Annotated in this window: 19 protein-coding genes; 7 read left to right on the plus strand and 12 right to left on the minus strand. The window is 61.8% G+C overall.

The genetic code is table 11. The annotated features are described in order from the left end of the window. The first annotated feature begins 84 nt into the window (after window positions 1-84). On the plus strand, window positions 85-1,002 hold the full coding sequence (locus BM019_RS14655) for a LysR family transcriptional regulator (RefSeq protein WP_085530949.1): 918 nt from the start codon (window positions 85-87) through the stop codon (window positions 1,000-1,002). A gap of 91 nt (window positions 1,003-1,093) precedes the next feature. On the opposite strand, the gene BM019_RS31190 is transcribed toward BM019_RS14655, so the two are convergent. Beyond that, window positions 1,094-1,225 carry a hypothetical protein gene (locus BM019_RS31190; RefSeq protein ID WP_007928589.1) on the minus strand — a complete coding sequence of 44 codons (132 nt, stop codon included), beginning with the start codon at window positions 1,223-1,225 and terminating at the stop codon, window positions 1,094-1,096. A gap of 198 nt (window positions 1,226-1,423) precedes the next feature. Here BM019_RS31190 and BM019_RS14660 point away from each other — a divergent pair, with 198 nt between their 5' ends. Further along, the gene (locus BM019_RS14660) at window positions 1,424-1,612 is read left to right on the plus strand and encodes a hypothetical protein (RefSeq protein ID WP_007928588.1); all 189 of its coding nucleotides are present in this window, start codon (window positions 1,424-1,426) and stop codon (window positions 1,610-1,612) included. A 19-nt stretch (window positions 1,613-1,631) separates the two neighbouring features. Here BM019_RS14660 and BM019_RS14665 read toward each other — a convergent pair whose 3' ends face one another. Continuing rightward, entirely contained in the window at window positions 1,632-2,012 is a 381-nt protein-coding gene (locus tag BM019_RS14665; RefSeq protein WP_007928587.1) for a hypothetical protein, read from the minus strand. A gap of 306 nt (window positions 2,013-2,318) precedes the next feature. On the opposite strand from BM019_RS14665, the gene BM019_RS14670 reads away from it, so the two are divergent. Further along, complete coding sequence (locus tag BM019_RS14670) at window positions 2,319-4,667, plus strand: bifunctional acylase PvdQ (protein WP_092418696.1); 2,349 nt, start codon at window positions 2,319-2,321, stop codon at window positions 4,665-4,667. Window positions 4,668-4,719: 52 nt separating this feature from the next. Here BM019_RS14670 and BM019_RS14675 read toward each other — a convergent pair whose 3' ends face one another. Further along, a complete protein-coding gene (locus tag BM019_RS14675; protein WP_009043720.1) occupies window positions 4,720-5,721 on the minus strand; it encodes a FecR family protein in 1,002 nt (333 codons plus the stop codon). Window positions 5,722-6,111: 390 nt separating this feature from the next. On the opposite strand from BM019_RS14675, the gene BM019_RS14680 reads away from it, so the two are divergent. After that, a complete protein-coding gene (locus tag BM019_RS14680) occupies window positions 6,112-7,149 on the plus strand; it encodes an Ldh family oxidoreductase (protein WP_092418697.1) in 1,038 nt (345 codons plus the stop codon). 96 nt (window positions 7,150-7,245) lie between these two features. On the opposite strand, the gene BM019_RS14685 is transcribed toward BM019_RS14680, so the two are convergent. Beyond that, window positions 7,246-7,566: an ElaB/YgaM/YqjD family protein gene (locus BM019_RS14685; protein ID WP_009043722.1), complete on the minus strand. Its 321-nt coding sequence runs from the start codon at window positions 7,564-7,566 to the stop codon at window positions 7,246-7,248. A 155-nt stretch (window positions 7,567-7,721) separates the two neighbouring features. Between BM019_RS14685 and BM019_RS14690 the strand changes: the two genes are divergently transcribed. Further along, window positions 7,722-7,976, plus strand: coding sequence for a hypothetical protein (locus BM019_RS14690; RefSeq protein WP_007928582.1), 255 nt, complete (start codon window positions 7,722-7,724; stop codon window positions 7,974-7,976). Here the strand turns inward: BM019_RS14690 and BM019_RS14695 are convergent. Further along, window positions 7,948-8,883: a LysR family transcriptional regulator gene (locus tag BM019_RS14695; protein WP_062825788.1), complete on the minus strand. Its 936-nt coding sequence runs from the start codon at window positions 8,881-8,883 to the stop codon at window positions 7,948-7,950. The genes BM019_RS14690 and BM019_RS14695 overlap by 29 nt on opposite strands. A gap of 85 nt (window positions 8,884-8,968) precedes the next feature. On the opposite strand from BM019_RS14695, the gene BM019_RS14700 reads away from it, so the two are divergent. Further along, window positions 8,969-9,889, plus strand: a complete 921-nt coding sequence (locus tag BM019_RS14700; protein ID WP_053261042.1) for a carbon-nitrogen hydrolase family protein — start codon at window positions 8,969-8,971, stop codon at window positions 9,887-9,889. On the opposite strand, the gene BM019_RS14705 is transcribed toward BM019_RS14700, so the two are convergent. From BM019_RS14705 to BM019_RS14735, 7 genes are all read right to left on the minus strand, one after another. After that, window positions 9,882-10,427, minus strand: coding sequence for a GNAT family N-acetyltransferase (locus tag BM019_RS14705; RefSeq protein ID WP_092418698.1), 546 nt, complete (start codon window positions 10,425-10,427; stop codon window positions 9,882-9,884). The genes BM019_RS14700 and BM019_RS14705 overlap by 8 nt on opposite strands. A gap of 53 nt (window positions 10,428-10,480) precedes the next feature. Next, complete coding sequence (locus BM019_RS14710) at window positions 10,481-10,738, minus strand: PAAR domain-containing protein (RefSeq protein WP_092418699.1); 258 nt, start codon at window positions 10,736-10,738, stop codon at window positions 10,481-10,483. Window positions 10,739-10,836: 98 nt separating this feature from the next. Continuing rightward, a complete protein-coding gene (locus BM019_RS14715; protein ID WP_092418700.1) occupies window positions 10,837-11,775 on the minus strand; it encodes a DUF6708 domain-containing protein in 939 nt (312 codons plus the stop codon). 10 nt (window positions 11,776-11,785) lie between these two features. Continuing rightward, window positions 11,786-14,746, minus strand: a complete 2,961-nt coding sequence (locus BM019_RS14720) for a T6SS effector BTH_I2691 family protein (protein ID WP_092418701.1) — start codon at window positions 14,744-14,746, stop codon at window positions 11,786-11,788. Next, complete coding sequence (locus BM019_RS14725) at window positions 14,739-15,701, minus strand: DUF4123 domain-containing protein (RefSeq protein ID WP_175510653.1); 963 nt, start codon at window positions 15,699-15,701, stop codon at window positions 14,739-14,741. Before BM019_RS14725 ends, BM019_RS14720 begins: the two co-directional genes overlap by 8 nt. Next, window positions 15,698-17,818, minus strand: coding sequence for a type VI secretion system Vgr family protein (tssI, locus tag BM019_RS14730; RefSeq protein WP_092418703.1), 2,121 nt, complete (start codon window positions 17,816-17,818; stop codon window positions 15,698-15,700). Before tssI ends, BM019_RS14725 begins: the two co-directional genes overlap by 4 nt. A gap of 288 nt (window positions 17,819-18,106) precedes the next feature. Then, the gene (locus BM019_RS14735; protein ID WP_092418704.1) at window positions 18,107-19,003 is read right to left on the minus strand and encodes a LysR family transcriptional regulator; all 897 of its coding nucleotides are present in this window, start codon (window positions 19,001-19,003) and stop codon (window positions 18,107-18,109) included. Between the two features lie 113 nt (window positions 19,004-19,116). Here BM019_RS14735 and BM019_RS14740 point away from each other — a divergent pair, with 113 nt between their 5' ends. Next, the gene (locus tag BM019_RS14740) at window positions 19,117-20,640 is read left to right on the plus strand and encodes an MFS transporter (protein WP_092418705.1); all 1,524 of its coding nucleotides are present in this window, start codon (window positions 19,117-19,119) and stop codon (window positions 20,638-20,640) included. The last annotated feature ends 1 nt before the right edge of the window (window position 20,641 follow it).

The following is a 20,641-nucleotide window of genomic DNA, read 5'->3' on the forward strand; positions in this document are numbered from 1 at the left end:
TTCTCCTCGACAAAAACAAGATAAACCGGCTAAAAGCGCTATCACTATTCGTGATTTCTAAATAATCCGTGACAGGCCAAGCCAATGGACCGTTTTAATGCCATGCGTGTGTTCACCCGCATCGTCGACCTCGGCGGTTTCGCCAAGGCCGCCGACAGCCTGCAGATGCCCCGGGCCTCGGTGACAGTGCTGATCAAACAGTTGGAGGCGCATCTGGGCGTGCAGCTGCTGTTGCGCACCACCCGCCAGGTCACGCCGACCCTGGACGGCGCCGCCTATTACCAGCGCTGCGTGCGGCTGCTGGCGGACCTCGAGGAAACCGAAGCGGTGTTTTCCGTGGCGCGCCACAACCCGCGCGGCACCTTGCGCATCGACATGCCGGCGGGGATCGGGCGGCTGGTGGTGATCCCGGCGTTGCCGGCGTTCTCCGAGCGCTACCCGTTGATCGACCTGGAAATCGGCCTCAACGACCGGCCGGTGGACCTGATCCGCGAAGGGGTGGACTGCGTATTGCGCGGCGGCCTGTGCCTCGACGACTCGCTGGTGGCCCGGCCGTTGCTGGCGCTGGAGCAGGTGACGTGCGCCAGTCCCGCCTACCTGCGCCAGCGCGGTGTGCCGCAGAGCCTGGACGAGCTGGCCGGGCATCAGATGATCGAGTATTTCTCCAGCGTCAGCGGCAAGCGTTATGGCCTGGAGTTCGAGGTGCAGGGCCAGGTGCTGTTGCCGGAGTTGCCCAAGCAGGTGTCGGTCAACAGCGCCGATGGCTACCTGGCCGCCTGCGAGGCCGGCTATGGGTTGGTGCAGACGCCTTACTATCACGTCGCCCAGCAGCTGGCCGAAGGTCGCCTGAGCGAAGTGCTCCGGCACATCCCGCCACCCAGGATGCCGTTGAGCGCGCTGTACCCGCCGCACCGGCACCTGTCGACACGGGTCCGGGTGTTCGTCGACTGGCTGGTGGAGTTGTTCGCCCAGCCGGGGATTCACAACACCCGGCTGGCGTAGCTCGACAGTAAAGACAGACGCCCGCGGCGAGGCGGGCGTCGGGCAATTTCGTGGTGGGTTACAAGGGGGAAATACTGGCGCTCTGGATGACTTAGCGGTGGTAGTAGTAGCCGGGGCCGCCGTCGTAATGGCGGTGATGCCAGCCGTCGTGAGGGAAGATGATGCAGCCGGACAGGGCCAGCATCGCCAGCAGGGGAATCAGCCGGGTGATTCGACGGAACATCGTGCAGTCCTCAAAGGGCTCTCGGGGTTTTAACCGCCGCAATGCAGCGAAAACTCTTCGGCGGCTGTAACATGAGACCCCGTTCGCCCGCGCCCATCCCCGATTCTCGGTAGGCGTTTGGCATCTGTTTCGATACAGAATCGATACATTTACACGCGGCATTTTCAGGCCGCACCTTTACAGGTTCAGGAACCCGCAATGACCCAGAAGCAACGCTTGATCTATTCGATTGTGATTTCCCTGGTGGTACTGGGAATCATGCTTGGCCTTTCTTACCTGCAGAACGCCGGGATGATCACCGAGAAAATGTTCCAGTACATCGCCATTGGCGTGGCGGTGACCGTGGTCGTGATCAATGGCGTGATGCGGCGCAAGGTCAAGCCTTGAGAGACACCCCCCGACGGCCTCAGTCGCGGCCGTCGAGTATGGCTTCAGCCTGTTGATGCAGGCTGAAGCTCTTGTCCGCATTGAGGGTGATCACGCCTTCGCTGCACAGCCGCTTCAACACCTCGCGCACGCTGAGGAACGACAGCGGGATATCCAGCTCCAGCAAATGACTGTGAATGCCTCGCACCCCCAGGGCACGCTGGCTTTCGGCTGCCTGCAGCAAGGCATCGATGACTTTCAGGCGAATCAGGCTGGTGCGCAGGCCGAAGCTCTTGAGCAGGTGCCTGATGCGTTCGTTGCGGTTGCGCTCGGCTTGCTTGCCGAAGACACCGGCGCCGGCGTTCAGGGAGGACGCGGGTTGTGCGGTGTGGCCATCCGTTGGCAGTTGCGGGTCGTACATGCAAAAACTCCTTTTCAGAGCCTGATCAGGAAAATGACGGGTGCTCTCACATAACTAGACGAACGAGCCGCGCAAATCATGAGGAATCAGTTGTAGAAAATTTGTGAGGGCTTTGTCGTCGCCAGGTTGGCCGGGCGATCGGCGTCTGGCGCGAGGGCGCTAAATTTTCCGTGGCGGTTTCGTCTGTAAGGGCAGGCGGGCTTTGGCTGATGCCGGGTCGCGCCGTCCTTTCCAGGCTGGAATCCGTGTCCTTGTGCCGCATCTCGCGCCAGCTCGGGTTCTGCGTTTTTTCGATCAGGAGTCGGCGTGATTATTTCCAGGCAGTTGCCCAGGTTTTGCCTTGCGGGTTTGTTTCTCGGGTTGAGCCTTGCGGCTCAGGGACGCGAGGTCCAGGGCGGCGAGGCAAGCGCCGATATTCGCCGCACCGGTTTTGGCGTCCCGCATATTCGCGCCGCCGATGAGCGCGGACTGGGTTACGGCATCGGCTATGCCTACGCCCAGGACAACCTGTGCCTATTGGCCAACGAAGTGCTGACGGTCAATGGCGAGCGTTCGAAGTATTTCGGCCCGCAGCAGCAGACCGTCGAACAGCGGGAAAACCTCACCAGCGATTTGTTCTTCAACTGGCTGAACACGCCCCAGGCGGTGTTCGGCTTCTGGCAGGCGCAGACGCCGCAGGTGCGGCAACTGATCGAAGGGTATGTCGCCGGCTATAACCGCTCCCTGGCCGAGCGCCGGGCCCAGGGCCTGCCCGAGCAGTGCCAGGGTGACTGGGTACGGCCGTTGACCGCCCTGGACCTGGTCAAGCTGACTCGCCGGCTGTTGGTGGAGGGCGGCGTCGGCCAGTTCGCCGAAGCCCTGGTGGGCGCGACCCCGCCATCCGCCACGGCGCAGCTGAAGCCATCGGCCCAGGCCTTCGCCCAGGCGGATGCCCGCGGCCAGCGGTTCGCCCTGGACCGCGGCAGCAACGCGGTGGCCGTGGGGCGCGAGCGCTCGCTCAATGGTCGCGGCATGTTGCTGGCCAACCCGCATTTTCCATGGGTGGGCGGCATGCGCTTCTATCAGATGCACCTGACCATTCCCGGCAAGCTGGACGTCATGGGGGCCGCCTTGCCCGGCTTGCCGATGATCAATATCGGCTTCAGCCAGCACCTGGCCTGGACCCACACGGTGGACACCTCCAAGCATTTCACCCTGTACCGCCTGCAACTGGACCCCAAGGACTCGACCCGCTACCTGCTCGACGGCAAGTCCCTGCCGCTGGAGAAACAAACGGTCAGCGTCAAGGTGCAGGGCGAGGACGGCCAGCTCACGACCGTCAGCCACAGTGTCTACAGCTCGCAATTCGGCCCGCTGGTGCAGTGGCCCGGCAAGCTGGACTGGGACAACCGTTTCGCCTACAGCCTGCGCGATGCCAACCTGGAAAACGACCGAGTGCTGCAGCAGTGGTACGCGATGAACCAGGCCCGCAGCCTCAAGGAGTTGCAGGCGTCGGTGCATCGGCTGCAGGGCATTCCCTGGGTCAATACCCTGGCCGTGGATGACCAGGGCCAGACGCTGTACATGAATCAGTCGGTGGTGCCCAACGTCAGCGCGGAAAAACTCGCTCACTGCAGCGACCCGCGGATCGGCACCCAGCTGATCATTCTCGACGGTTCCCGTGCGGCCTGTGCCTGGGACATCGACCCGGCCGCCGCGCAAAAGGGCATCTATCCGGCCAGCCAGCTGCCGCAACTATTGCGCAGCGATTACGTGCAGAACTCCAACGACTCGGCGTGGATGGTCAACCCGGCCGCGCCGTTGCAAGGTTTCTCGCCGCTGATCAGCCAGCAGGACCTGCCGCTGGGGCAGCGCGCGCGTTTTGCCCTGAATCGCCTGATCGGCACGGGCAAGGGCGAGCCGCTGAGCGCCGCCGACCTCAAGCACATGGTGATGGACGACCAGGTGTACCAGGCCGGGCAGGTGATGCCGGACCTGCTGCAGTTCTGTGCCGCCGACCTGGGCAGCGATGCCCAGGCCCTGGCGCCGCTGTGTGCCAGCCTCAAGGCCTGGGACCGCAGCGCCAACCTGCAAAGCGGGTTGGGCCTGGTGCATTTCCAGAACGTCATGGAACAGCTGGAGGCGATCGACGATCGCTGGCGCGTGGCCTTCGACGCGCGGGACCCGCAGCACACGCCGCGCGGCCTGGCGATCGACCGGCCGCCGGTGGCCAAGGCGCTGCGCGCGGCGATGCTGGCCTCGGTGCAACAGGTGGCCGAGTCGGGCCTGAAGGCTGACAGCCGTTGGGGCGATATCCAGGTGGTCAGCAGCGGCGGCCGGCAGACGCCGATTCATGGCGGCCCGGCCAGCCTGGGCGTGTACAACGCGATCCAGAGCGTCCCCGCGGCCGACGGCAAGCGTGAGGTGGTCAGCGGTACCAGCTACCTGCAAGTGGTGACCTTCGACGAGCAGGGGCCGCATGCCCAGGGCCTGCTGGCGTTTTCCCTGTCCAGCGACCCGGCGTCGCCGCACTCGCGGGACCAGACCGAGGCGTTCTCGAAGAAGCAGTGGAGTGTGTTGCCGTTCACCGAGCAGCAGATCCAGGCGGACCCGCAGTATCGGTTGCAGGTGATTCACGAAGTGGACGATCGGTTGCGCAAGGTCGCGACCCAGTAAGCGCGTTCAATCTGCCGTCAAGCGCAGGCCGCACCCGCGAGGGTAGCGGCCTTCAGCTTTTTGGCGCGGTGCCTGGCAGCGAGTTGATGACCGGATTGCCGTCCTGGTTGCGGGTCAGGTACACCGGCAATACCTTGGGCAGCGTGGTCACCAGGCTCTTGACCGCGGTGACGTCGTAGATGCCGCCGACCCGAATGTTGCCCGTGGCGCTGTCGGCCAGCATCACCGGCTTGCTGAGGTAGCGGTTGATCAGCGGCAGGGCCTCGCCGAGCGCCAGGTTGTCCAGCACCAGCTTGCCCTGGCGCCAGGCCAGCGAGCTGTCGTTGGCAGCGGTCTGGCTGATCAGTGGCTGGTAATCGCCTTGGCGATAACGCGCCTGCATGCCCGGATCGAGAGGCACGCCTGCGTCGGGGTGGCTGTTGTCGCTGTTCACCAGCACCGAACCTTCGAGCAGGGTGACCCGCACCTGATCCTCGTACATCCAGACATTGAACTCGGTACCGGTGACCCGGACCTGGCCGCTGGCCGCCTTGACCACGAACGGATGGGCGCTGTCGTGGCTGACCTTGAAGAAGGCTTCGCCTTTTTTCAGGGTGACCCGGCGCTGGTCCTTGTAGTTGCTGTAGGTCAGCTCGGTGCCCAGGTTGAGTTCGACCTGGCTGCCGTCGGCCAGGGTTACCTGGCGCATGCTGCCGTCGGCCTGAAAGTGCTCGTAGGAGGAGGGCAGCCAGCCCAGGCTCCAGCCGCTGTAGGCGGCCAGGGGCAGGGCCAGGGCGCTGATCGCCGCGGCCATGCCGTAGGCGCGCCAGGGTTTGCGCGGCGCCGGCAAGGGCAGGACGGTGGTGGCTGGCGGACGTGGCAGATGGTCGGCGACCTCCCAGATTTCCTGCATCGCTTCGTATTCGAAGGCATGCAGCGGGTGGGCATCGCGCCATTGCTCGAAGGCCTGGCGTTCGGCGGCCGTACAGTCCGCGGCATGCAGACGCATGCACCACTGCGCGGCGGCATCGGTGATGGCGTCGTATTCGGCTTCTGTGAGGTGCTGTTCGCTCATTGGCTCTTCCTGGTTTCGCGCATTCTACCCTTCGCAGCCAGGCTTGTAGAACCGCCGTCATGGCTAATGCATATCAAAGTGCGGGTTATTTTTGGAGCAAAGCCTCTGAAACACAGGACTTTTGTCAGCAGTATCCACAGCGGGAGTGAAAAAATGATCAAAAATACCTTGGCCGCTGTCATCGCCACTGCCACCTTGCCGAGCTCCGGCGCGCGATCCTCGGCTGACAGCGTGTTGGTGGCGGCTCTGTCTCTTCCTGGCATCGCCTGTGCAAGGCCATGCCCGAGGTTGACAGGGCGCGCGCAAAGCGTTGTTTAATCGTCGGACGCACTCACCTGGGTGCCTTCTCATGCGCTGTAGCCCATTCCAATAATTAATCCGGAGCTCCAGATGTCTGTATCGCCCCCGGCTGTTGCAACACCGCAGGAACACCTGTCGCTCGAGGCACTGGTGAAACTGCTGGAAACGATCTTCCTGCGCCATGGCACCAGCGCCGAAGTGGCGCGTTGCCTGGCGCACAACTGTGCCGCTGCCGAGCGCGACGGCGCCCACAGCCATGGCGTGTTCCGTATTCCCGGTTATGTCTCGACCCTCGACAGCGGCTGGGTCAACGGCAAGGCTGTGCCGGTGGTCGAAGACGTGGCCCCGGCCTTTGTCCGGGTCGATGCCGGCAACGGTTTCGCCCAACCGGCGCTGGCGGCGGCGCGCGCGTTGCTGGTGGAGAAAGCGCGCCACGCCGGGATCGCCATTCTGGCCATCCGCAACTCCCATCACTTCGCCGCGCTGTGGCCGGACGTCGAGCCGTTCGCCGAGGAAGGGCTGGTCGCCCTGAGCGTGGTCAACAGCATGACCTGCGTGGTGCCCCACGGCGCCGATCGGCCGTTGTTCGGCACCAACCCGATCGCCTTTGCCGCGCCCCAGGCCGGGGGTAACCCCATTGTCTTCGACCTGGCCACCAGCGCCATTGCCCATGGCGACGTGCAGATCGCCGCGCGCAAGGGCGAACGCCTGCCACCGGGCATGGGCGTGGACGGCCTCGGCCAGCCCACCGACGATCCGAAAGCCATTCTCGAAGGCGGCGCGCTGTTGCCGTTCGGCGGGCACAAGGGTTCGGCGCTGTCGATGATGGTCGAGCTGCTGGCGGCGGCGCTGACCGGTGGCCATTTCTCGTTCGAGTTCGACTGGTCCAACCACCCGGGCGCGAAGACGCCCTGGACCGGCCAGTTGCTGATCGTCATCGATCCGAGCAAGGGCGCCGGGCAGAATTTCGCCGAGCGCAGCCAGGAGCTGATCCGGCAGATGCATGGCGTGGGGCTCAAGCGCCTGCCGGGGGATCGCCGGCATCGCCAGCGGGAAAAGTCCCGGCAACAGGGGATTGCCCTGGACGCCGCAGAGCTCAAGCACTTGCGGGAGCTGGCGGGGCTTTAACGCGCGGTTTCAAAACGCAAGGACCAGGCGAGCATGCTGCAAGCCTGGTCCTTTTTTTAGCGGTCGCGGGTGGCGCTGGCCGTTACAGAAAACCGGTTACGAACGACGCCCCAGCAACAGGCCCACCACCAGGCCGACGCCGGCGGAGATGGCCACGGTCTGCCACGGATGGCCGCCGATGTACTGCTCGGTAGCGTCCACCACTGGCTTGCTGCGCTCGCGCACGCTGGACACCGAGTCCAGTGCCTGCTTGAGCTTCAACCCGACCTGCTGGCGCAGGTTCTCGCCTTCCTCACCCACCAGCGATGCGCTGCTTTTCAGGAGCTTTTCCGATTCTTCGATCAACGCTTGAAGCTCGCTGAATTCCTGGTCCTTGATTTGTTCGTCAGCCGCTTGCGCAGCAGTTTTACGAGCCATTGAGTTACTCCTTGCGGGTCAGTGATGCGATGAACAATGGAGTCGCGGGGCCGGCGAAAAGTTGCAGATATTTTCTCCACCCGCTCCATGCCAGCGGGAAAACCCCAGCCGTCACAGTGTAAGATGTCGGCTATTTTACGCAGCAGGAAATTCCCATGAGCTTCAATCTGGCCAACAAGACTCTCGCCGAACGTGCAGAGATCGAAGATGAAAAGTCCCGTCTGTTCGAGCTGTGGCAGAGCAACCTGGGCAAGGCCAAGGGCGAAGCCGCACGGTTGTTCGGCGAGCGCGGCAAGCGCAAGGGCAAATGGGCCGAATGGGTGCGTGCCGAGCTCGACGGCATGTCGCCGCCGGAATACGCCAACATGGTGCGCAGTGAAGTCAATCGCCTGATGGCGGCGAACAAGTAAGCTCGAAACTGGCGACGATCGCCTCGCGCACTTTCAGCACCACCGGATCGATCTGCGCGCTGGTGCGCCAGCCCAGCTCGATCGGGTAGCGCGGCAGGTCCAGCGGGCAGGGCAGCAGCGCCAGCCCGGTCAGTTCGGCGATGCTCCGCGCGGCGTGGGCCGGAATGGTCGCCACCGCCTGGCTGCCCTTGAGCAGATGGGGCAGCGCGGCGAAATGCGTGGTCGAGGCGCAGACCTGGCGACTCAGCCCCAGGGCCGCCAGGCCCTCGTCGGTAATCCCGATAAAGCCTTGCGACGACACCAGCACATGCTCGCGGGCGACGAACTCGTCGAGGTCGATGGCCTGCTGTCCCGGGGCCAGGCTCGCCGGGTCCGCCAGGCACAGATAACTGCCTTCCCCCAATACCTGACGGCTGAGCATGCGTTCGGCGAAACCGCCGGCGCTGATGGCCAGGTCGATGCTGCGCTGCAACAGCGCTTCGCCGACGATCTGGCTGTGGCTCTGGCGAAAGATCAGCCGCAGCTTCGGCGCCCGCCGGGCGACTTCCTCGATCAGGCGCCGACCGTAGGCAATCTCGAAATCGTCCGACAGCCCGATCGCCACCGAGCGGCCCTGATAATGGCTGGCATGGGGATCGACCATGGCCAGGCTCTGCCGGCATTTGTTCAGGGCCTCGCTGACCACCGGCTTGAGCTGGTTGGCCCGCAGGGTCGGCGCCAGGCCGCGCCCGGTACGCACGAACAACTGATCGCCGTACAGCTCGCGCAGGCGCCGCAGCGCCGCGCTCATGGCCGACTGGGTGACGCCCAGGCGCAAGGCGGCGCGGCTGGCGCTGGATTCGTCATGCAGGGCTTCGAAGGCCTTGAGCAGGTTGAGATCGACCTGGGCAATATTCATCTGGTTCATATCATTCAGTATCAGGAGGGGCTTTCTGCATGATCGACGAGGGCCGGACAATGGGCAACACTTCATCGCCACAGGAGTTTCCCCGATGTCCAAGTCCGTTGTCGCCGCGTTGCAGATCGGCTCCCTGCCAGGGGGCAAGGCCGATACCCTGGAGCAGATCCTGTCCTTTGAGGCCGCCATCATCGAGGCCGGCGCGCAGCTGGTGGTGATGCCCGAAGCTTTGCTCGGCGGCTACCCCAAGGGCGAGGGCTTCGGCACCCAGCTCGGCTATCGCCTGCCGGAAGGCCGTGAAGCCTTTGCCCGTTATTTCGCCAATGCGGTCGATGTGCCGGGCGCGGAGACCGAGGCCCTGGCCGGCCTGGCGGCGCGCACCGGGGCCAACCTGGTGCTGGGGGTGATCGAGCGCGCTGGCAGTACCCTGTATTGCACGGCGCTGTATTTCGATCCGCAGCACGGCCTGGTGGGCAAGCACCGCAAGCTGATGCCCACTGGCACCGAGCGACTGATCTGGGGCAAGGGCGACGGTTCGACCCTGCCGGTATTCGACACCCAGGTCGGCCGGGTCGGCGCGGTGATCTGCTGGGAAAACATGATGCCGCTGCTGCGCACCGCGATGTACGCCAAGGGCGTGCAGGTCTGGTGCGCGCCGACCGTGGACGAGCGCGAGATGTGGCAGGTCAGCATGCGCCACATCGCCCATGAAGGCCGCTGCTTCGTGGTCAGCGCCTGCCAGGTGCAGGCGTCACCCCAGGCACTGGGGCTGGAGATCGCCAACTGGCCGGCCGAGCGCCCGCTGATTGCCGGCGGCAGCGTGATTGTCGGGCCGATGGGCGAGGTCCTGGCGGGGCCGCTGGTGGGACGCGCCGGCCTGCTGACGGCGCAGATCGATACTGACGAGCTGGTGCGGGCGCGCTACGACTACGACGTGGTCGGCCACTATGCGCGTCCGGATGTGTTCGAGCTGACGGTGGACGAGCGGGCCAAGGCCGGCGTGCGTTTCATCTGAGGCGACGCCACTCTTCGTGGGTGATTTCCCAGATATCACGGGGCAATCGCCCGCAGACGAAGTCGTCTTCGTCACTGCGGATCAGGCGCATGCCGGCGCGTTCGGAAATCCGCCGCGAGGCCAGGTTCGGCGCGGCCTTGGGCACCCGCATGACCTCACGCCCCAGCACCTCGAACCAGTACTCGGTGACCGCCGCGCTGGCCTCGCTCATATAGCCCTGGCCTTGCCACGCCGGAGCCAGCCAGAAGCCGCGGTTATTGTCGGCCTGGTCCATCAGGCTGACATTGCCGATCAATTGTTCCGGCGCGCTTTTCAGGCGGACCGACCAGTGCCATTCCTCGCCGCGCTCGATGGCCGGCAGCGCCAGATCGCGCAGATACGTCAGGGCACCATCGGCAGGATAGGGCCAGGGCACCCGGGCGTTGAGATAACGCACCACTTCCCAGTGCGCAAACTGCTGCTGGACGGCCTCGGCATCGGCCAGTTCCAGCGGACGCAGGATCAGGCGTTCGGTGTGCAGGGTAGGGGACAGCGCCATATGAAAGCCTTTCTCCTTGCGGGCAATGAGTTCCGGGGTAATCCATCCATTGTCTAGTCGAGCATCCAGCTACCGTCGCCCTCGGTGAGCGTGCCTCCGTGACTGGTCGTGTCTCCCAGCCTGGCAACCGCTTTCCCCTCGATGTCCTCTGTCGGTGAACCAGTTTGTATGACGGCACCGCAACTGATGCCATCACCCACCCGGGCGATCGCTTTGCCATTGATAGAGGCACTTGTCGCCCCACTGACAACCGTTCCCGCTCCGTGTATCGGGCAATCATGGCTATGACCAACAAGTACAACGGGTTTCATGCAAGTTCCCTCTTTGAATCAACCTGGGTTGTCGTCAATGAACGATGCTTTCGATAATGTCTGGCAAGGTTTTGCTACTCCAGCTTGTCAGCAACACGCTAGGGTCCAATGGTCTTGGCCGTCATTTCCAGGTGCGCTGATGTGACAGATTCTCCTTCGAGCGCTTGTTGCGGTGGGGCCGCCGGACGTACGCGCAACAGGCGACAGGTCATCCACCAGCAAAGAGCAACGAAGAAGTTGTAAGGGAAGAACACTAACCAAAGAGGCATCAGCCACCATTTCTTGCCCTGCTTTTCCCCAGGCTCTCCTGTGCGCCAAGGCACATAGTGACGAAATGCCTGACGGGGGGTCAGGCAGATAGAGTTATGAGGCACATACCACCAGTGGGGTTCTTGAGGAACGGGCAGCTTATCCGGGCCATGGGCCATGAATTGGCGGATGTACTCCCAGACTTGCGCAACGAAGATCGGTCGAGGATCACTGGGTTCATTGCTGTCGACACAGATGCTATAGGTCGGCGCCCAGGATTCTGCGATTTGCCTGGCTTGCGGACTGTCTGGGTCAGTGCCGAACGCATTGAGGATCAATGAAGTAGTGGTACTGAACGATCGACCGGAAAACTCGGTTCGACCACAGATGCCTGCTTTAACATTGTTCCAATCACCGACAAGCAGGGTCTTGCCTTTCAGGTAATAGACTTTTTGCGTGTGGCGATTGAAATAGAAGTTCGATTGACTTCTGATCAGGTGGATCCGGTAAAACAGAAACAACGAAATTCCCAACGGCAAGAGCAGGGGAATGAGCAGAACCCACACTTCATCAGTCGGCGTGTCATTGATCACGGCGCAAAACATCCATAACCACAGAAGCAACGTGATGACTATCGTGGCGGAAAACAGCTTGGCCATGAACGCCGAGTCTGCGGGCATCGGATTGCGCAGGCACAACACGCTTTTTCCCATGGAGATGTATTGGTCGCCGATAGACGGTACAGCTTCTGCCTTGTCTTTTGGGGTCCAGGTCCAGCTGATGGTCATTTGGTGCTCCTTAGTCGATCAGCTCAAACGCAGCAGTAGTGACGGCAGTTTCGTCCCAGCCCTGGTTGGGCTTGTAGGTGACCTCTAGGGATATCCTGTCGCTATCGGTGGCGCCTATTTTGTGATTGAAGTGCAGGATCAATCCCGCTTTAACGTGTCGGCATTGAGTCGTTGCGTCAGTTATGGGCAGGGGCGCACGGCTGGCAAGCTTGCCTTGCCAGGTGCTCTGGTCCTGCACGAAGCCTGGGAAAAGCACGGCAAACTCGGCCTTGTCGGCCTCGAAATAGTTGTCATGCCAGGCGCTGTCTATTCCGTTCCAGCCCAATGACTTCGCCTGGCTGGCGTCGAGCAGTACAGGACCGAAATAGCCTTGGTACCAACCCTTTATTTCATCACTGAGGGAGGCATAACCAGGAAGGCGCTTTTGGCTGTCGAGCTTTATTCCTTGACGTACTTGCCCATCGTTCTTGCGATTGCCAAAGACGCTCCGGGCGGCCCATAGCTCCATGGGCGTATGGTTTTCCTTGTTGGCCCTGGACATCAACCACATGGCTCCTATGACTATGGCGCCGCCGATCAATATCACCGCAGCAGCAATCCAGCCAGCGACAGGAATGGTCGCAGAGGCGCCGGCAGCGGTCCCCACCCCAGCCATCGCGCTTCCCAAGGCAATGCCTCCCTCGAGCATTGCCGCGCTCCCGATGGCCAGGGCGATGCCTCCCCCCCAGGTGTAAGCAGCTGCTGTGGAGTTTCCTGCGTTGAGTTTTTCGTACCCTGAATAGCCATCAGTGATCACGCCCAGGATAATCCCCGGCCACCCCAGTGCCCGTCCAAACAGTTTGCTCGAAAGGGTGCTCGTGACTCCAGTTCCGAAGGCTGCCCCGGGAAGGCTTTGACTAAAACGTGCTGCCGATGCCGCGTAAATGCTACGCAGGCTCACTCCAGTGGCAGCCATTGCCGAAATGGTGCCAAGAACGGCAGATACAAAATTGAGTACATCTGACGTGGCGGGTTCTTTCTTGAGCTTCTCCAGAGCGAGGGTCAGGTTGATCATGTTGAAATACAACATGCCTGCGTTGAGTACGCCCCCGCCACTGGTGACTCCCAGCGACTTGAGGGTCGGCCGGACTCTGATGGTCTGGGTTTGTTTGATGGTCACGGTCCGGCTGCCGGTGGTGACAACCTCGGTACTGTGCTGTATTTCCGCCATGCCTCTGTCGAGGTAGTTCCTCACCTCGATGGAAAGAGCGTCAAGCTTTACCTTCGTGTCGGTGATTCGATAACGGGCGGATAACAACCCCATGACTTTCTGAGCGTTGGCTTCCTGTGCCGCCGCCTGGACTTGTTGACGTAGCGTTTGGCTTCGATCCCAGCGGGTCTTTCCGTGCAGCTTTTTCATCACCACCGTGGTGACGTCCTGGGCAATGAGGTCAGTGGAATTTACTGCAGCCGGGAATTTGCCATAAAGCTCTTCTATGACCTGGTCTTTTGCTCCCAGCAGCCCGCCTACCGCATCCGCTTTTTCCTTGAATGGGTTGTAGGCGGCAAGTGCAATATAGATGGGGCTGCCATCATTGCTGACCCAGCGTTCCAGGCGCTTGAACCTGGGGTCCTGATCATGACGCCCCGGCAACGGCGAGCCCATTCCGTTCATCAAAATAGCAATGGATTGTTCGAGTCCCTGGGCGGATATCTTGTTGTCGCGGTCGTGCAGAGCCAAAGCGGCAGCAATGCTGTGAGCGGTTATCTTATGTTCGGTTTCGGCGGTCGCCAGCCAGCCGTCATGGTTGGTGCACGCGACGTCGAAATGAGTCAGTAATGTTTTCAGCTCCTGGTCGGCTTTTTGCCGCAAGGCGAGGAATTCATTGTATTTAGCGGCATCGATCCGTTTAGCCAGGCGTTCACCACCGGGTGAAAGGTTCTTGTCGGTCAGTGCCTGGTAGGCCAGTTCGTCATTGCCGGGAACCCGATGCCCCCTGGGCTGGGCTCGATGCCAGTCGGACCGCTGTTTGACGATGCGCTCCACGTCCTTCGCGGGGGTGGTCGACAGCAGTTTCAAGGTTTCCTCAAGAATGGTCGCGGTCAGGTTTTTACGATGGAAGTCCGCGCTGCCAATGGCCAGTTTCTCTACATCGAGTCGCATGCAGGCGGGAAATTCCTGTTGGTCATCGACAGTCCTTTTGGCCTGCACGTCGAGGATCTGGTGTTTTCGAGCCGCAGCAATCAACGCCAGGTCGATACTGATGCCCTGTGGGTCGAAAAGAGCGACTACGGCCGGGACTCTCGGTTGCGTAATCGGGTAGTTCTTGCCCTCGGCGATAATGGTGCCCAGAGGTAAGTCATCGCCGATGGAGTGGCAGCTCCAGCCCAGAGGCAGGCGTTTGTCCCTCGGCTTGTAATCCTCAACCCACTTGCCCAGGCCTTCCGCAGGCAGGACATGTTTTTGCCTGGAAGGGCTTTTTTCACCGCTGGTCAGTTCCTTCATGTCCAGTTTCTGCATATGAATCGCGCGCGCGCTTTTATCACTGCAGATCCTTGTGGTGATGCGATTGGTCCATAAATGGGTGCTGTAGGCAATCCAGACCTCGCTCGCAGTATCCGGACAGGTGTCTGCCCAGACCCATGACATGCTACGTCCGGCACGAAACGCATCCCGTTTGTGGTAGTTCTCCAGGCCGGTGTAGTTGAGTTCTTTGTAATGGCCCTGACCGTCGTGTTCATGCACGACCATTTTCTCGCCTTTGGGCCCGCTCATGAAGACATAGACATAGCCCGGACGCAGCGCTCGCAGTGTGTAACTAGCCTCGCGCAAGGCTGGGAAACCGTTCTCAAGCTCGTAACCGCTGCCGCTGTAGCGGTACTGCGCGGACTTGTCATCCCCTGGTAAGACGGCATAGCGGATTGGCACAAGAGGAATGCGGGAGCTGCAACCGGGAGCACTGGCAGCGCTGCCAACCGTGGAATCATTCATTCTGGAACTCCTTTTCACTGATGAGGGCCGTCAGATTGCGCAACCGGCTGACGGGCGATTCAACAGGGTCCTCAAGTAATGCCTTGGCCTGCTCGGAACCCATTGGCTCTGGGTATCGGGCATGCAAAAGGACAAAGTCGCGCACGTCCGTGTCGCGCTCGATATTGACGCTGGCCGCTTCTCGAACTTTCTGGCGGACACTCTCGCAGATCTGTTCAAGGCTGAATGCGTTGTACTGCGATAGCGCCTGAACTTCTTCGGCCAGGCTGATGATGAAGTAATCCTGGGTATTGGCGTCGAAGGCGGCCATCTCCAGAGGGTGCAGGTGTAGCCTTTGTTGCGGGTCCGCGGCTGACGCTGCTTCTGGATGGTCGAGCCGAAACCAGCTGACGCGACGATGCCAGTGGGTGCGCCAGAGTAGTTGCTGGATCGGGCCTAGCCACTGGCTACGGTTCGGCTGAGCGAGCGCCGATAACCAGGGCTCCAGTATCGTGGGCTGAAAGTTGAAGGTTGCTTGGCTGTGATCGGGGAGGGTGATCTGCACGAGACTGCCCAGATGCCGGGCAAGGGTGTCGAGGTCAACCTGGGTACCGATGATGATCACGCCATCGGCCTCGGACCAATCGGTAATCGCCTGTTCCAGCAAGGCGGGTTTGTCTGTGGTATCGACCAGGAGCGGGCCACGCTCTTCGATGTCCGCCAACGGGCTGTTGGCCCATAACCACCGCCGTGGGGCGAAAGATTCGAGCGCGCGAACCAACTCGATTACCGACGGCGCCACTGCCGAGGCTACCCCGGCATCCGGCGGCGAAGGTCGATAAGCCCAGTCCTCCAGTCGTTGGGTCGTGAGCAGCAGATACACCCGCGACGTCGATGGCAGCGCCACGTGTGGATCGATGTCGCCCAATTGCACAGGGGTATCGGCAGGTAGAGCGGTACCATCATCCCTGTTCATTTCGCGCTTCCTTTCAAACACGTGCAGTCTTCCAGGAGGCAGGTGCCGTCCGGGCGCTTGCCGCATAACCGGTCCAGAGGCTTGCCGGAGGCCGGAGTGCCGACCACGGCGAAAGGATTGTTGTTTCCGGATGAGGAGTGGTTGACCGCTCCTTTGAAGCGAATGGCGATGCCATCGAGCGTGATACCGGACTCATCGATGGTAATGCTTCCCCCTGGCCCCTTGATGACAACGCTGCTGCTGGACTTGAGTTCGTAGCGCTGCGTTCGCCGCTCGATGCTTTGTCCTGCCTCGATACGATGGTGCCCCTGAACAGCCTCTTCACGGTGTCCGCCAATTTCAATCCAGTGGTTGGCTATTGTCTTGTCGCGCCGGTTGTTACCGACTTCCTCCGTCCGGTCCTTGCCTGTGTGAACAGTGTGGTTGCGGCCAATGGTGAGGAAATCATCCTGCCCGATGTTATGGCGTCGATCGCGGCCAATGGTGACCTGTTCGTCATTGCCTACGGTTTCGCGGCGGTCATGGCCGATCGCGATGGTTTCGTCGTTTTCAACCTGCTCGCTACGGTCATGGCCGACGTAGGTCGTCTCGTCATGATTGACGTGGATGTTCTGATCTTTTTGCGCGTGGACATAGATTTCTTCCTGGTCCTTTTCGTCCTCGAAACGCAGCTCGTTGAAGCCTTCGCCTTTGTGGGTCTTGCTCTTGATCGTCATCCGCGTCTTGTGACGCGGCAGTTCGTAAGGAGGAGGGTTGGTCGCCCGATAAGTTCGTCCTGTAATGATCGGTTGGTCGCAGTCGCCATCAAGGTAATCGACAATGACTTCCTGCCCGATCCGAGGAATGGCGATATGGCCCCAGTCAACCCCGGCCCAGTTATGGGCCACGCGTATCCAGCAGGAACTGAATTCGTTGTGTTCGCCTTCCCGGTCCCATGGAAACTGGACCTTTACCCGACCCCATTCGTCGCAGTAGATCTCCTCACTCTCGGGGCCTACCACTGTGGCTATCTGCGGTCCTTCGATGCTGGGTTTAGGCATCGGCTCGGGACGCCACTCTGTATCTTCCGAGATGATCTCGGCGACGTAGTCGTAGCTCACCCCAACCTCCGCGGCCTCATCTTCCTGGCTAGCGTTCTGCACGCCCTTGTGGGTGATGCGAACAGGCCTCCACCAACGGTTGAAGTCGGGTCTGGGGTGCCCTGTGAGTTGGAAACCGACACCGGGTATCAGACGCGGATCGTCACCTTCGACAAGAGCAACCCGAGCATCCCGGCGATGACCGCGTAACCGGTTCTGAGTGAATGGCTTGCCAGCGCTGCTGGTTTTATAGCGGCCCGGATAGTCATAGCGCTCGTAGGTCTGTGCCTGATGCTCCAGTTCTTCGCCTGCAACGTTGTGGTGCTGGGAATAGGAAGGGCGCTTGAATGTGTAATCGCGTTGGGTTTGCTGGGCGGTACGGACATTCTCTGTGTAGCTGAACGCATAAAGCACGGGCTGGGGGGCATCGCCGGCAGGTGCGTCGTTGTAGAGAACAGGATCGCCTTCGATACGAGGGTGGATATAGAGTCGGTCGCCGTGGTGCAGCGTGTGACTGTCGGCGGTAAAGGAAAAGGAGTAGTAAAACCCTTCTTCTGCGGCCAGCCGGTCCAGCAGGTAAAGATCGGAGTCTCCTGCCTGTACACAGTACTCGCGAACTAGGTTTTCATTCGTCAGGTGCTGTTCATAGTGCAGGATGCCATGTTCTCGAAGTACGTTTTTCAGAATCGCGGGAACACTTTTCTGCTGGAAAATACGCCAGTTGGAACACAAAGCAAGTCGGCAAAGTTGTGGTTCGACTACCGCGCGATAGCGCGTCCGGTGAAATCCTGTCGTACCTTGTGTGAAGGCTGATACAAGACCGTGTACGTAGCGCACGGCCTGGCTGCCATGCCAGATCGTCAGTAATGCAGGACAATCGAGTACCTGTGCAAAATCTATCGCTGTGCTGTAGCTGGAAAGCTCCAGTTCCAATCGAAAAGGCTCGGAAAGAGCTTCCTCCAATGTGAACGCTACAACGTCGAATTCTATGTGGCTGGAGAGCACTGCCAACGTGAATCTCAGATCCCTTTGTCGCATACGCCATTCCTTTGGCAACAGAGCGAACCGCTAAAGCAAGAAAAACGGTCAGGCTCAAACTATTAAAGCGGCTATCGAAAAATATGGCTTCTAACTACAGATAACAGCAAATGGAACAGCTGACTGTAATGGTGAAAGCGCTATTTCCGGTACAAGTTTTTTGAAGGCGGATGATAAAACCATGAAAGTCGAAAAAACCTGAGGGCATCGCAACAAGATGTTTCTGGCTATGTCGTGGAGCGGCTTCATGTTCGAGGCACATTCCTTGTGTGGACCCGGTATGGTTTTTCAACGTCCGCCCAACACCAGGCGTTCGCTGAGAAAGTCGACGAACACTCGCAGTTTCGGTAGCAGATGTCGACTGCCGGGCCAGAGTACCGAGAACTTGCCGCTGTCGATCTGATAGTCGTCCAGCACCGGCATCAGCGAGCCGTCGGCCAGGGCGTTACGCACCACGAAGTCCGGAACGAAGGCGATGCCCAGGCCCTGGGTGGCGGCGTGGATCAGCGATTCCAGGTTGTTGCTGGTCAGGGCGCTGCGCAGCAGCAGCGGTGGGGCGTCGGCGGGCAGGCGCAGTTTCCATTCCTGCAATAGCACAGTGCCGGGAAACTTGTAGCGCAGGCAGGCATGTCGCTCCAGGTCCCGGGGGCACTCGGGCAGGCCATGGCGGGCGAAGTAGTGGGGGGCACTGACCAGGACGAAACGGAACGGCCCCAGGGTGCGCGATTTGAGCTGGGAGTCCGCTAGCTCGCCGCTACGGACCACCGCGTCGACGCCTTCGGCGATCACGTCGATCAGCCGGTCGTTGAAGTCCAGGTCCAGTTCGATCTCCGGGTAGCGTTCGGCGAACTCCGGCAGGATCGGCAACAGCATGCGATAGCCGATGGCGGGCAGGCTGACCCGCAGCTTGCCGCGGGGCTTGTCGCTGATACGCGCCAGCTCGGCTTCGGCGTCTTCCACCTCGCCGACGATGCGCTGGCAGCGCTCGAAGAACAGCGTGCCTTCGTCGGTCAGGCTGATGCGTCGGGTGCTGCGATTGAGCAGGCGCACGCCGAGCCGTTCTTCCAGGCGCGCCAGGCTTTTGCCCACCGCCGAAGCGGAGATGCCCAGGCGCTCCGCCGCGCCGACAAAACTGCCGGCCTGCACCGTGCGCACAAAGGCCAGCATGCCACTGAGGTTGTCCATGGGGATCTCGATTAGAGCGTTAATGTCCGTAAAGAACGGACTTTAGCCCTGTTTGTGGGCGATTGCGGCGAATCTACCATTGATCGCATCCTAACGTTCCCCCTGAGGTGCCGATGAATTCGCCAACCGATGTGCCTGCTGCCTTCGATCACACTGTCGCCGGCGGTTCTTCCTACGCGGTGCTGGCCGCGGTGTGCCTGGCGGCGCTGATCCTGCCGCTGACCTTCGTTGGCGTGGCTGTGGCGACCCCGGCCATCGGCCGCGAGCTGGGCGGCGGCCCCCTGGCCCTGAGCTGGATCACCAATGCCTTCATGCTGAGTTTCGGCAGCGCGCTAATGGCTGCCGGCACCCTGGCCGACGAGTACGGACGCAAGCGCGTGTTCAGCCTCGGTGTCGGCCTGTTCGCCCTGACGTCGCTGGCCCTGGCTTTCGCGCCTTCGGTGCTGTGGCTCGACCTGTTGCGGGCGGTGCAGGGGCTGGCCGGCGCGGCGGCGCTGGCGGGCGGCTCGGCGGCTTTGGCCCAGGCGTTCGAGGGCCCGGCGCGGACCCGCGCCTTTAGCCTGCTGGGCACCACCTTCGGCGTCGGCCTGGCATTCGGGCCGATCCTCGCCGGGGTGCTGATCGAAGCCTACGGCTGGCGCTCGATCTTCGTCTCCGGGACCTTGATCGGCGGCCTGTCGCTGCTGTTCGGCGTGCCGCGCATGCCTGAGTCCCGCGACCCGGACGCGGCGGGGGTCGACTGGCCCGGCACCTTGAGTTTCACCGCGGCGCTGGTGGCGCTGACCTGGGGCATTTTGCAGGCGCCGCAAAGCGGCTGGGGCAGCCCGCTGGTCTGGGGGCTGCTGCTGGTGGCGCTGCTGGCGTTGCTGCTGTTTATCGTGGTGGAGCTGCGGGTCAAGCGGCCGATGCTCGACCTGTCGCTGTTTCGTTACCCGCGCTTTGTCGGCGTGCAGCTGCTGCCGATCGCCACCTGCTATTGCTTCGTGGTGTTGCTGATCCTGCTGCCGATCCGCTTTATCGGTGTGGAAGGCTACAGCGAGATCGATGCCGGCTTGATGATGATCGCCCTGTCCGCGCCGATGGTGGTGGTGCCGTTGCTGGCCGCGTGGCTGACCCGCTGGTTCGGTGCCGGGACCCTGTCCAGCGTCGGCCTGGTGATTGCCGCGCTCGGGCTCTATCTGCTCAGCCGGATTGCCCCGGGGCAGGCGCCGGCGGCCAATGTCTTGCCCATGCTGTTGATCGGCTTCGGTGCCGGTTTGCCCTGGGGCTTGATGGACGGACTGTCGGTCAGTGTGGTGCCCAAGGAACGGGCGGGGATGGCCACCGGCATCTTCAGCACCACCCGGGTGGCGGGCGAGGGCATTGCCCTGGCCCTGGTGGTGGCCCTGCTGGCCGGCTTGCTGCAACTGTCCATGGCCGCGGCGCTGCCGGAACATCCGCAGCTGTCGCTGGCCGCGCAGCAACTGGCCAGCGGCAACCTGCAGGCCAGCGCGGCCTTGTTGCCCGAGCTGGGCCGGGAGCTGCTGCTCGGGCTCTATGCCAAGGCCTTCACGTGGCTGTTGTATGCGCTGATCGCCATCACCCTGGTCGCGGCGCTGGTGGTGCGGCTGATGCTGCATGAGCCGCGCCGGACTTGAG

The organism is Pseudomonas sp. NFPP07, assembly GCF_900115645.1.
In the GTDB taxonomy this organism is placed as follows: domain Bacteria; phylum Pseudomonadota; class Gammaproteobacteria; order Pseudomonadales; family Pseudomonadaceae; genus Aquipseudomonas; species Aquipseudomonas chlororaphis.